The following is a 12,091-nucleotide window of genomic DNA, read 5'->3' as shown; positions in this document are numbered from 1 at the left end:
CTCGCCGGGGCACGTCGCCCCTCGCAACCAAAGCAAGACTGGAGAAAACGCTATGAGTGATCCCGACGATCGCCTCGGGCTGAGGACCTACCTCACCCCGGAGGAAGCGAAGGAATTCCACAAGCTCTTCATGGGCAGCTTCCTCGGCTTCACCGCCGTGGCAGTGGTGGCACACATCCTCGTGTGGGCCTGGCGCCCCTGGCTCTGACGCTCACTTCGCACGCCTTGCCGGTGACGCCTGACGGCAAATCGGCGCGGCCCGACAAGAACTAGAACAAGGAAAAATACCATGTGGAGAATGTGGCTTATTTTCGATCCGCGAAGGGCGTTGGTGGCACTGTTCATCTTCCTCTTCGTGCTGGCACTGGTGATTCACTTCATCCTGCTGAGCACAGACACCTACAACTGGCTGGATGGCCCCAACTCGGCGCAGGGCGCCGCTGCGGCCGCTGTGGCCACACCGTAGACATACCGGCTTTGCGAGGGGCGGCGGCTTCGGTCGCCGCCGGCTCAACCGGTTGGCAACTTTAGTCCCGTCGCCATGCGTCGGGGGAGGATAGGGCTATGGCGCTCCTGAGTTTCGAGCGAAAGTATCGTGTGCGCGGAGGGACGCTGCTTGGCGGAGACCTGTTCGACTTCTGGGTCGGACCTTTCTACGTCGGCTTTTTCGGTGTGGTGACGGCGATCTTCGCCTCGCTGGGTACGGCGCTTATCCTCTACGCGGCCTCGCAGGGGCCGACCTGGAACCCCTGGCTGATATCGATCGCCCCGCCAGACCTCAGCTACGGCCTCGGCTTCGCGCCGCTCAGCGAGGGCGGCTTCTGGCAAGTCATCACCGTGTGCGCGATCATATCGTTCACTGCCTGGGCGCTGCGCGAAGTGGAGATATGCCGCAAGCTGGGCATGGGATACCATGTGCCCGTTGCTTTCGGCGTGGCGATTTTCGCCTATGTCTCGCTGGTGGTGATCCGCCCGGTGCTGCTGGGCGGCTGGCACTTCGGCTTTCCCTACGGCATTTTCAGCCATCTCGACTGGGTATCCAACACCGGATACCAATACCTGCACTTCCATTATAACCCGGCGCACATGCTGGCGGTGAGCTTCTTCTTCACCACCGCGCTGGCGCTGGCACTGCACGGGGCGCTCGTGCTCTCGGCGGTCAATCCCGCTCCGGGAGAAGACGTGAAGAGCCCCGAATACGAAGACACCTTCTTCCGCGACCTGATCGGCTATTCCATCGGCACGCTGGGCATTCACCGCCTGGGCCTGCTGCTGGCGCTGAACGCCGGTTTCTGGAGCGCGGTTTGCATCATCATCAGCGGCCCGCTGTGGACCAAGGGCTGGCCTGAGTGGTGGACCTGGTGGCTCAACCTGCCGATCTGGTCCTGAGGGAGGAATAGACGATGGCACGCTATCAAAACATTTTCACCCAGGTCCAGCTGCGCTCGGCACCGGAGACGGGCATCGCCCTTCCCGCCGGCGACGAGGAACGCAGCGGCGGGACCACTTTCAACCACTGGGCCGGGATCATCGGCCAGGCGCAGATCGGGCCGATCTACCTCGGCTGGCTGGGCGTTGCCTCGCTGATCTGCGGTTTCCTGGCATTCGAGATCATCGGCCTCAACATGCTGGCCTCCGTCAATTGGGACCCGATCCAGTTCATGCGGCAACTGCCCTGGCTGGCGCTGGAACCGCCGGGGCCGCAATACGGCTTCAGCCCCTTCGTGCCGCTGGCAGAGGGTGGCTGGTGGATCATGGCCGGGATGCTGCTGACGGCGTCCGTGCTGCTGTGGTGGGTGCGCACCTATCGCCGCGCCCGCGCGCTGGGCATGGGCACGCATGTTGCCTGGGCCTTCCTCTCCGCCATCTGGCTGTTCCTGGTTCTAGGCTTCATCCGCCCTGGCTTCATGGGCAGCTGGTCGGAAGCGGTGCCCTTCGGCATCTTCCCCCACCTCGACTGGACCGCGGCCTTCTCGATCCGGTACGGCAACCTCTTCTACAACCCGTTCCACGCCCTCTCGATCGCCTTCCTCTACGGCTCTACCCTGCTGTTCGCGATGCACGGGGCGACGATCCTCGCGGTCGGCCGCTACGGCGGGGAGCGCGAGATCGAGCAGATCACCGATCGCGGCACCGCCTCGGAACGCGCGGCGCTGTTCTGGCGCTGGACCATGGGCTTCAACGCCACGATGGAATCGATCCACCGCTGGGCCTGGTGGTTCGCGGTGCTGGTAACGCTGACCGGCGGCATCGGCATCCTGCTCACCGGCACGGTGGTCGATAACTGGTATCTCTGGGCGCAGGAACACGGCTACGCGCCCGCCTATCCCGACAGCGGGATAGCCGATCCCGCCGGGCTAGGGAGTATAGTGGAATGACCCAGGATGGTGATTTGACACGCACACGGCTTCCGCTGGCAGCGCTGGCCGTGGTCGCGGGGTCCCTGGCACTGGGCGGGTGCGAGCTTGCACCCAAGGTGTCGCAGCAGAACGGCTATCGCGGCACCGGCATGGACCAGATCTATGTCGCCGACAGCGAGATCCGCGAGGAAGTGCCGGGCCCGCCCTACGAACTGCCGCCACCCGGCGGCCAGACGGCAGGCGAGTTCTACGAGAACGTGCAGGTGCTTTCCAACGTGTCGGTGGACGAGTTCAACTACCTGATGGCGGCGCTCACCGAATGGGTCTCGCCCGAACAGGGCTGCAACTACTGCCACAACCCGGCCAACATGGCCTCGGACGAGATCTACACCAAGTCCGTTGCCCGCAGCATGATCCAGATGACGCAGGCGGCGAACACCAACTGGTCCGACCACGTCGGCACCACCGGCGTCACCTGCTGGACCTGCCACCGGGGCAACAATATTCCCGAAGCGGTATGGACGCTGCCGGGCGAACCGCAGCGCGGTATCGTGGGCAACCGCAACGGCCAGAACGAGCCGGTCAGCAACACGGCCTACTCCTCACTGCCGCAATACTCCGTCGCACGCTACCTGCTGGGCGAAGTGGAACCGGAGGATATCCGGGTTGTCTCGAAAACCATGCATCCCACCGAGGCCAACACGCTCAGCACGATGGAAACCGAGCAGAGCTATGCCCTGATGATGCACATGTCGGATTCGCTCGGCGTGAACTGCACCTACTGCCACAACACGCAAAGCTTCGCGGACTGGAACATCTCCACCCCGCCGCGCGCAACCGCGTGGCACGGCATCCGCATGGTTCGCAACCTGAACGGCGGATACATCACGCCGCTGCAACCGATCTTCCCGGATAATCGCGTCGGTCCGATGGGCGATCCCTACAAGGTCAACTGCACCACCTGCCACCAGGGACAGAACCTGCCACTCGGCGGCGTGGCGATGGTGGCGGATTACCCTGCCCTGCAGCGCGCTCCGCAATCGGGCTGGCTGCCTTCGCAGGCCGCGATGGACATGGTGATGGGCACGGGCGCCGACGAGCCGGAGGACGGCGTAGCCAGCACCGAGTAAGCAAAAAGCCTCAGCGGCGCATCCGGCGGGCAAGGTCCGCCAGGTGCGCCGGGAAGGCCAGCGTCAGCGGGATGGCCACCCAGTACCACGCCGCGCCGGTCAGGGCCGCGCGCAATCCCAGCAGGATCAGCGCAGCGGGCAGGAGCATCAGCAATGCCTCCAGCGCGCGCTTTTGACGCAAGGCCAGCCAGAGAAACTCCAGCATCAGCACCGCCAGCACGACATCCACCGCGTGGCCGCTGGCGAAGAATTCAGCCATGACGGATCAGAACGGCCCGTTCAGCTCGATCACGCGCCAGTTGAGTGCGGCGGCGACGCTGACCCACGCGAGATAGGGCAGCAAAAGCACCCCGGCGAGGCGCGAATGGCGCCAGCACACCACCACCAGCGCGAGGATCGAGAGCCACAGCAGCATGACCTCGGCAAAGGCCCAGTCGGGCCGCTGCATGCGGAAGAACATCAGGCTCCACAGGATGTTGAGGAAGCCGTTGAGGGCGAACAGGCCGATCAGCCAATCCGCCTGCCGCGCGTTCGGCGCAGCGCGCCACGCCGTCACCGCAGACCACGCTGCCAGCGCAAAAATGACCGTCCAGGCGATGGGAAACATCGGCCCGGGCGGCGTCCAGGCCGGCTTCTCCAGCGACTGGTACCACGGCCCCAGATCGGTGATCGTGGCACCCAGCATGGCGATCCCCACCGCGGCCAGCGCGGCAACGATCACCGGCATGACCCAGCTACGGCTCATTGCGCAACCGGGCGCAGCCCCAGCAGGTGCGCGCAATCCTTCATGAAGATACGGACGTGCGCCATCGGTTTGGCCCGCACCAGCCGCTTGTTCATGTAGGCCTGCCAAGTGAGCTGCTGCACGTCGGGATCGGCGCACATCTCCACGAAACGCTCACGCCGCTTGTCGCTGGAATACCAGAAGTGCTGCATGATCCCCAGGATCCAGAACACGCGGCCATGCTCGCGCATGAAATCACGCCGGGCGCGGCGCAGCATGGCGGGATTGCCGGTGACGAGGAAATCGTTGGCTGCACCGGCGGCGATCCGGCCACAGGTCATGGCGTAGTAGATGCCTTCTCCCGAAGCCGGGGCGACCACGCCAGCGGCATCGCCGGACACCAGAACGTCTCGCCCGTTGTCCCAGCGTTTCAGCGGCTTGAGCGGTATCGGCGCGCCTTCTGTGCGCACGGTATCGCACTGCGTCAGGCCCAGGTCCCCGCGCATCGTCTTCACCGCACCGCGCAGGGAAAAGCCCTTGTTCGCGCTGCCGACGCCGATGCTGGCGGTCTCTCCGTGAGGGAACACCCAGGCGTAGAAATCGGGCGAGAGCTTGCCCTGATAAAAAACGTCGCAGCGATCCCCGTCGAAGCCCTCTGCCGTGCTTGCGGGCGAACGGATGATCTCGTGGTAGGCGAACACGCATTTCATGTTCTCCGCCCCGGTAATGTTCTGCCGCGCCACGGCAGAGCGGGCACCGTCGGCACCGATCACCACCCTGGCGCGCACCTTGCGCAATTCGCCGCCGCGGCCTTCGCGGTAGCAGACCAGCGGCGCGTCGCTGCCATCGCGTTCTACGCTTTCGAAAATACCCGTGCGTCGCTCTGCCCCGGCATTCGCTGCGCGATCACGCAGCCATTCGTCGAACACGTCGCGGTCGACCATGCCGACATAACCGATCTCGCCCACCGGCATGTCCACCTTGCGGTCAGAAGGGGCGATCATGCGGGCGCAGCGGGCGCGCGCGACCAGCAGGCTTTCGGGCACGTCGAAATCGGCGAGCAGGCGCGGCGGCACGGCGCCGCCGCACGGCTTTATCCGCCCAGCCTTGTCCAGCAGCAGGACCTTGTGCCCCATGTTGGCGAGGTCGCACGCGGTCGTCGCACCCGACGGCCCGCCGCCGACCACCACCGCATCGAAAAGCTCTTCTGTCATGTTCCCGCCACCTCCGCTTCCACCAACTTTTTTCGCACCGCAGCGCGCAGGCCCAGCCAAGCTGCCACGATGAACAGTCCGCCCTCGATCGCGAAGATCAGCTGGAATGCCTCGGCATCGTGGCCCTGCGCGCGGCGCGCGAAATCGACGCCCAGTGCACCCAGCAGCCCGCCCGTGCCAAAGGCAATCGCCTGCGCTGCACCCCACACGCCCATGCGCACGCCCTCGCGCGTTCGCTCGCCCGCTCCGGCAAGGCCCATCATGGAACCGATGGCGGAGACGGCGAACAGTCCGTTGGCAAAACCCAGCGCAAAGACATTGGCCTCGATCGGCCAGCCAGGCCCCACCTGCGCCCCGATCGCCAGCCCAGCCAGGGCGAGCGCAGAGGCGAGGCAACCGAACGCCGTCCAACTGCGCAGTTCGCCCGGCAGGCGACCGGCAAAGGCGCTGCCGCCCACGCCCGCCGCGATCATGCCCAGCAGCACGCCCCCGTGCTGCATCCCGGAAAGCTGTGTCGACTGGCCCGGTGTCATGCCGAAGACGAGGCCCGCGAAGGGCTCAAGGATCAGGTCCTGCATCGAATAGGCCAGCATCGAGACGAAAATGAACAGGGTAAAGCGGCGCGCCGTCCGCTCCTGCAGGATCTCGCGCAGCGCCTCGCGGAAATCGGGGACCGGGCTATCGCGGCGTGCGGCCTGCATCGGCAGGGCCTGTGCTTCCAGACGCCAGGTCGCCAGCGCCGTCACCACCAGCGCACTTGCCACCACGCCGCTGGCCACCAGCGCGAGGCGGGCTTCGGAGAAGGGATCGATCAAGGCCCCGGCTACGCCCGCGGCCACCACGATCCCTGCCACCATCATGATCCACGTCGTCGCCGCCGCCGCTGCCCGGCGCTGCGGAGCCACGCCCGATGCCAGCAAGGCCAGCAGCGAAGTGCCCGCGGCGCCCACGCCGCCGCCGATCATCGTGAAAGCGAGTATGGCCAGCAGCAGGCCGCCGATGGGCGCGGATGCAAGCAGGATGGTCGCGTTCACCGCCACCAGCGCACCAAGCCCCAGCAACGCCATTCCGAACAGTATCCACGGTGTCCGCTTCCGGCCCTTGTCGGACCCTTGCCCCCACACCGGCCGCGTCAGCTGCACCGCGTAGTGCCAGGCGACGAGGCCCGCAGGGATTGCCGCCAGCAGGCCGTACTCCACCACCATCAGGCGGTTGAGCAGCGATGTTGCCAGCATGACGATGGCCCCGATGGAGGCCTGCACCGCGCCCAGCCGGACAATCGCCAGCCAGCCGAAACCCTGCATCGCGCGCACCTGACTCATCGCCGCGTCATCCCAGATATCCCCCAAGGCCAAGCGCTGCGGCCAGCATGCCGAGCACGTAAAGCGTCACGCCCAGCGCGGCATACCAAGGGGCATGGCGCACCGGGTCCGAAAGCAATCGCGGCATCAGCGCGCATTGCGCCAGCAGCAAGACTGATACAGCGACGCAGGACCATGTCAGTCCCCAGCGCCACAGCAGCACGATAACCATCGCCTGGGCCACTGCGATCACGAGGCAGGCGAAGCGCGCCGCGTTGGCGATGCCAAGCGTGACCGGCAAGGAGCGCAGGCCTGTTGTCCGGTCGCCCGCCACGGCCTTGAAATCATTCAATGTCATGATGCCGAAGGCGCCTACGCTGTAGAGCAGCAGGACGGCGAGGATCTGGCCGGAAGGCAGGGTCCCCGCCATCACGCTGGCGCCTGTGAACCAGGTCAGCCCCTCGTAAGTCAGCGCGACCACGGCCGGGCCCAGCCAGCCGCTCGACTTGAGGCGGAAAGGCGGCGCGCTGTAGGCCCAGGCGCAGGCGACGCCTAAGACCGTCGCGGCAAAAACCCACGGACCGATCAGCCACGCCGCCCCAAGGGACAGCAGGCTGCCGACCACTGCGATCTTCAGCCCCCATGTTCCCGCAATGCGGCCCGACGGGATCGGCCTGTCCGGCTGGTTGATCGCGTCCACGTGCCGGTCAAACCAATCGTTGATCGCCTGGCTGTTGCCGCACACCAGCGGCCCCGTCAGCACGATACCGGCAAGCAGGAACCCCCAGCGCCCGTCTATCGCGACGCCCGAAGAAACGACACCGCACATGAAGGCCCACATGGGCGGAAACCAGGTGACGGGTTTCAGCAGTTCCAACACATCCCGGGCCGCTGGAAGCGGCGCCGAAGGGATGCTGGAAACCGAGCGGGCCATTGTGCGAGGCTAGGCTCGCACACACTCAACGTCAATTCGTTTTGACACCAGAAATGTAAGGCAGATCAGTCGGTCTTGGCGACGCTTGTCGAAAAACCGTAGCGGTTGAGCTTGGAATAGAGGCTCTGCCGACTAAGACCGAGAATCTCCGCAGCCGACGCGCGGTTGTCCGACGTGTAGGTCAGCGCCGCTTCGATACACAGACGCTCGATCAGGTCCGTGCTCTCGCGCACGATATCCTTCAGCGACATGCGACCCACCAGTTCTGTCAGCTGCTCCACCGAGCGCGGGAGATCATGCGAGGACGGCGGCAGGTCGCGCAAGCGCCGCCCTACCGAGCGCAGGACGAAACCGACATGGGGGTAGCTTCCGCCGGTCTGAACCGCCGACAGCTCCACCGGCTCGCCTTCGCCATCGTCCTGTTCGCCGACGACGGTCATGACGTTGCTGGCATAACCGCTCTTGGCCAATTGGCCGCGAATAAGATCGAGATCGATACCAGGACGGCCGACGAATTCGTCCAGCGCCTTGCCGCGGATCTGGTCGATGCTTGCAGCGCCGATCAGCTCGACGAAGGCAAGGTTGGCAGCAACCACGCGCATGTCTTCGTCGGCCAGCACGAAAGCATCGGGCATGGCCTCCACAACGTCGTGAACCGGGCCATCGAGCGAGGCCTTCGCCCCTTCGGCCGGAGCCAGATGCAGCAACAACCAGCGCCCCCCCTGCTGGCGGAAACCGCTGGCCGTAATCGAGATGCGGGCTTCGCCCTCGCGCAAGTCAAACATGCGCGGCGAAACGGAATCGGACGTCATCGCTGAGCCCATGAACTCGATCAGGGCCTCACGCTCCGAAGGCGCGAACAGCGGCAGCAGCTTGTTGCCGACAAGCGCGCCCCTCTTCTCGCCCAGCAGCCTGTCGGCCGCAGGGTTCGCCTCGCGGATCCGATAGTTGTCGTGCTCGATCACCAGCACCGCGTCGGGCGATTTTTCCAGCAGCAAGCGATAGCGCGTCTGGTTCTGCCGCAAGCGAATGTAATCGCGCTCCAGCGCCTGTTGCGCTTGCAGCAGACGTTGTTGGAGCGATGCCGCCTCGCGCATGTTGCGGCCAATGGCAATGAATCGTCCGCTGTCGCCAGTGTTGATGACCACGTAGGACACCGGAATATCGCCGTCGTCGGCGGTATGGTTGACCTGCCGCCAGCGCTGGACCTGTCCCTTGCGGGCGCTGGCGAGCATTTCCATCAGCTTGGCCTGGCTCTCCACCGTGACAGTGTCGAACCACTCGTTGCCGATCCATTCCTCGAAGCCGGGAAAATCCTCTGCATTGGCGGAGGCATCGAGGATCTGCCCCTTGTCGTCCAGCACGAGGGTTATGTCGCCCCCGGCCATTGCAAGTTGCATCACGGCGTCGCCCTGCAGCCCCTCGAACGGAGCAGGATCGCCGAACGGGCGTCGCTTCTCGATGCTGTTCTTACGCGAAAGCATGGTTCGCCAGCCTAGTTGCTTGCCGTTGCCAAAGGCCTCACTGTTGCCAAAAGTTGTTCCGCCAGATGAAGCGCGGACCGGGCATCCGTCGCGGTGCCGTCGGCTCCTGCCTTCGTGGCGATCGCTGGCTGGGAATTAACCAGGCGTCCACCGAGCAGTACGATCAGATTTGGGTTCTTGGAGACACTTCGCAGACAGGTGATGAATTCAGAGAGCGTGTCGCTAGGGCAATCGTTGCTAAGCGTCAATCCGACGATATCGAACGCCTGTTCGTTCACATATGCGAGCAATTCACGGCGTTTTGGCTCGAGCAGGACCTCGCTGGCCCAGCCAGCGCGGGCAAAGACTTCCTCCACCATCAGCGCCCCGAACGAATGCTGGTCGCCCGGCATTGGAGAGATGAGGATGGAGCGCGGAGCAAGCGCGTTGTCGATGAGCGCGGGAGAGCTTTGCGCGACACTGCGCAGGATTTCCTGCAAGCGCCAGAGGCCCATCGTCACGTCGACGAAATCGCAGGTATCCTCTTCCCACATCTCGCCCAGCCTGCGGGCGGTGGGGGCAAGCAATTCGATGAAGATGCTTTCCACACTAACGCCGCGAGCGAGAAATGCCTCGACCAGACCGAGTAACTCGTTGGCCTCGAGAGTAAGAGCGAGGTCTGGGAATTGCTGCACCTCGTGCGGATCAATGACATCATCCTGCGGCGCACCTGACTGTGCAGGCGTTTCTGGCTGAAGCAGCAACAGGTGCGGAATGATTGTGCTGGACACCAGCTTGTTCAGATCGAGTTCGCGACCTGGTTCGGGTGAGGAGCAGGTGCATCCGGTGTCTTTAGTCACCCCCCGTGCAGGGCTAGCAACCCTTGCCTTGGAGGTCCTCGCAGTTCCTGTCCTGTACGCTGATGCCATGGACCTCTCCCGGTCTCGTGCGGCGCAAAATAGCGTCGTTCCGGCCGTTCGACATCTCACGCATCGACTCGTCGCGGATATCAAACCCTACGCCTCATCTTGTCGGCTTGCAAACAACAAACTGTCAACTCTTATTGTCGTCAAGAAAGATTGACACTCGGACCTTCAGAGTCGTAGGTTCCTTTCAGACCAGCGGAGGTAACGCATGGTATGACGGGGAATGATGCCAAGGCGCGGGCGGCGATTTCGGATCGCGGCATCGCGAAGAAAGGCGGGGCGCTCTACACCGCGGAAGAGCGGCGGCGGCGCGACGATTCCCCCTGGACCATCGTTCAAGGCGTTCTCGCCCCGGTCCAGTTCCTGATCTTTGCTGTCAGCCTGGTCGTCGTACTGCGATTCCTTTCCACAGGGACCAGCGAGTGGGCGGCAGATCTTTCCATCGTCGCCAAGACCGCCGCGCTCTATACCATCATGATCACTGGCTCGATCTGGGAGAAGGTGGTGTTCGGCCGCTGGCTGTTTGCCCGCCCGTTCTTCTGGGAAGACGTTTTCTCCATGCTCGTGCTGGCGCTGCACACCGCCTACCTGGTGATGCTGGTCGGCGCGCTGGGAACGGTGGAGCAGCGCATGATGGTGGCGCTCGCCGCCTATGCCACCTACGTCATCAACGCCGCGCAATTCCTGCTCAAGCTGCGCACTGCGCGCTTGCAGGCTGCCAAGCCGATTGCGGTAACGGCATGAGCATCGGCGCTGTCCCTCTCTCTCCCGCCCCGGCCACGGTTGGCGGCGCCGATTGCGCACCTGCGCTGCGCGAGCGCGGACAACGCGAGGTGTTCTGCGGGCTGACCGGGATCGTCTGGCTGCATCGCAAGATGCAGGACGCCTTCTTCCTCGTCGTGGGATCGCGCACCTGCGCCCACCTGCTGCAATCCGCCGCCGGGGTGATGATCTTTGCAGAGCCGCGCTTTGCCACCGCCATCATCGAGGAACGCGACCTTGCCGGCATGGCCGATTGCCACGAGGAGCTGGACCGTGTGGTCACCCGCCTGCTGGAGCGCCGTCCGGAAATCCGCACGCTGTTTCTCGTCGGTTCATGCCCTTCGGAAGTCATCAAGCTGGACCTTGCGAAGGCGGCGGAGCGACTGGGCGCGCACTATGCGCCGCAGGTGAAAATCCTGAACTATTCGGGCAGCGGCATCGAGACGACGTTCACCGAGGGCGAGGATGCCTGCCTTGCCGCGCTCGTGCCGGAAATGCCTGCCCTCCCCGCAGGATCGCCTGCCGAATTGCTGGTGGTGGGCACCCTTCCCGACGTGGTGGAGGACCAGTTCCTGCGCCTGTTTGGCGAGCTTGGCATTACGCGGGTCGGCGTGTTGCCCGCCCGCAACGCGGCAGACCTGCCCGCAGTGGGGCCCGATACCCGTTTCCTGCTAGCCCAACCTTTCCTCACCGAAACGGCGATGGCGCTGGAAGGGCGCGGTGCCCGCCAACTCGATGCCCTGCTGCCCTTCGGCGCAGAGGGAACGACCGACTGGCTGCGCGCCGCCGCAGAGGCGTTCGGCATCGACGAGATGCATTTCAACCGCGTGATCGCGCCCGGCCGCGAACGCGCGAAGCGCGCCATCGCGCACAGCCGCGAACGGCTGGAAGGAAAGCGCATCACCTTCCTTCCGGACTCGCAGCTGGAAGTGCCGCTGGCGCGGTTCCTGGCGACGGAACTTGGCATGGTCCCGGTGGAAGTCGGCACGCCCTATCTCAACCGCCGGATCTTGGGCCGCGAACTGGAACTGCTGCCTGAAACGGCTCGCATATCGGAAGGCCAGCACGTCGAGCGCCAGCTGGACCGCGTGCGCGCCGACCGGCCCGATCTCACCGTCTGCGGCCTCGGCCTTGCCAATCCGCTGGAGGCGGAGGGTCTGAGCACGAAGTGGGCGATCGAGCTCGTCTTCTCTCCCATCCACGGTTTCGACCAGGCAGGCGACCTCGCCGAACTTTTCGCACGCCCGCTCAGGCGGCGCGACGTGCTGAGGGTATAG

Annotated in this window: 14 protein-coding genes; 7 read left to right on the top strand and 7 right to left on the bottom strand. The window is 64.8% G+C overall.

The window, feature by feature from the left end; genetic code table 11:
* The first annotated feature begins 52 nt into the window (after positions 1–52).
* The 5 genes from pufB (at position 53) to pufC (ending at position 3,490) form a co-directional block, all read left to right on the top strand.
* Positions 53–208: a light-harvesting antenna LH1, beta subunit gene (pufB, locus tag D4Q51_RS11465; protein WP_120077882.1), complete on the top strand. Its 156-nt coding sequence runs from the start codon at positions 53–55 to the stop codon at positions 206–208.
* 81 nt (positions 209–289) lie between these two features.
* A complete protein-coding gene (pufA, locus tag D4Q51_RS11460) occupies positions 290–466 on the top strand; it encodes a light-harvesting antenna LH1, alpha subunit (RefSeq protein WP_120077881.1) in 177 nt (58 codons plus the stop codon).
* A gap of 98 nt (positions 467–564) precedes the next feature.
* The gene (gene pufL / locus D4Q51_RS11455; RefSeq protein ID WP_120077880.1) at positions 565–1,389 is read left to right on the top strand and encodes a photosynthetic reaction center subunit L; all 825 of its coding nucleotides are present in this window, start codon (positions 565–567) and stop codon (positions 1,387–1,389) included.
* Positions 1,390–1,403: 14 nt separating this feature from the next.
* Positions 1,404–2,378 carry a photosynthetic reaction center subunit M gene (gene pufM / locus D4Q51_RS11450; RefSeq protein ID WP_120077879.1) on the top strand — a complete coding sequence of 325 codons (975 nt, stop codon included), beginning with the start codon at positions 1,404–1,406 and terminating at the stop codon, positions 2,376–2,378.
* Between the two features lie 14 nt (positions 2,379–2,392).
* Positions 2,393–3,490 (top strand): photosynthetic reaction center cytochrome PufC, encoded by a 1,098-nt coding sequence (gene pufC, locus D4Q51_RS11445; protein ID WP_205689489.1) that lies wholly within the window; start codon positions 2,393–2,395, stop codon positions 3,488–3,490.
* 10 nt (positions 3,491–3,500) lie between these two features.
* Here pufC and D4Q51_RS11440 read toward each other — a convergent pair whose 3' ends face one another.
* The 7 genes from D4Q51_RS11440 to D4Q51_RS11410 all read right to left on the bottom strand — a co-directional run bounded on the left by D4Q51_RS11440 (position 3,501) and on the right by D4Q51_RS11410 (position 9,986).
* The gene (locus D4Q51_RS11440; RefSeq protein ID WP_240624691.1) at positions 3,501–3,749 is read right to left on the bottom strand and encodes a hypothetical protein; all 249 of its coding nucleotides are present in this window, start codon (positions 3,747–3,749) and stop codon (positions 3,501–3,503) included.
* 6 nt (positions 3,750–3,755) lie between these two features.
* On the bottom strand, positions 3,756–4,235 hold the full coding sequence (locus tag D4Q51_RS11435; protein ID WP_120077877.1) for a TspO/MBR family protein: 480 nt from the start codon (positions 4,233–4,235) through the stop codon (positions 3,756–3,758).
* The gene (locus D4Q51_RS11430; protein ID WP_120077876.1) at positions 4,232–5,428 is read right to left on the bottom strand and encodes a geranylgeranyl diphosphate reductase; all 1,197 of its coding nucleotides are present in this window, start codon (positions 5,426–5,428) and stop codon (positions 4,232–4,234) included. Before D4Q51_RS11430 ends, D4Q51_RS11435 begins: the two co-directional genes overlap by 4 nt.
* Positions 5,425–6,750 (bottom strand): BCD family MFS transporter, encoded by a 1,326-nt coding sequence (locus tag D4Q51_RS11425; protein WP_120077875.1) that lies wholly within the window; start codon positions 6,748–6,750, stop codon positions 5,425–5,427. Before D4Q51_RS11425 ends, D4Q51_RS11430 begins: the two co-directional genes overlap by 4 nt.
* A gap of 7 nt (positions 6,751–6,757) precedes the next feature.
* Positions 6,758–7,663, bottom strand: a complete 906-nt coding sequence (gene chlG / locus D4Q51_RS11420; protein WP_120077874.1) for a chlorophyll synthase ChlG — start codon at positions 7,661–7,663, stop codon at positions 6,758–6,760.
* 65 nt (positions 7,664–7,728) lie between these two features.
* Positions 7,729–9,147: a transcriptional regulator PpsR gene (gene ppsR / locus D4Q51_RS11415; protein ID WP_120077873.1), complete on the bottom strand. Its 1,419-nt coding sequence runs from the start codon at positions 9,145–9,147 to the stop codon at positions 7,729–7,731.
* Positions 9,148–9,158: 11 nt separating this feature from the next.
* The gene (locus D4Q51_RS11410) at positions 9,159–9,986 is read right to left on the bottom strand and encodes a cobalamin B12-binding domain-containing protein (RefSeq protein WP_162925304.1); all 828 of its coding nucleotides are present in this window, start codon (positions 9,984–9,986) and stop codon (positions 9,159–9,161) included.
* 279 nt (positions 9,987–10,265) lie between these two features.
* Here D4Q51_RS11410 and bchF point away from each other — a divergent pair, with 279 nt between their 5' ends.
* A complete protein-coding gene (gene bchF, locus D4Q51_RS11405) occupies positions 10,266–10,796 on the top strand; it encodes a 2-vinyl bacteriochlorophyllide hydratase (protein WP_120077871.1) in 531 nt (176 codons plus the stop codon).
* Positions 10,793–12,091, top strand: a complete 1,299-nt coding sequence (locus tag D4Q51_RS11400; protein WP_120077870.1) for a ferredoxin:protochlorophyllide reductase (ATP-dependent) subunit N — start codon at positions 10,793–10,795, stop codon at positions 12,089–12,091. Before bchF ends, D4Q51_RS11400 begins: the two co-directional genes overlap by 4 nt.

The organism is Aurantiacibacter odishensis, assembly GCF_003605195.1.
GTDB lineage: Bacteria > Pseudomonadota > Alphaproteobacteria > Sphingomonadales > Sphingomonadaceae > Alteraurantiacibacter > Alteraurantiacibacter odishensis.
Note: the sequence above shows the minus strand (reverse complement) of the source record. Positions and strands in the feature narration are given on the sequence as shown.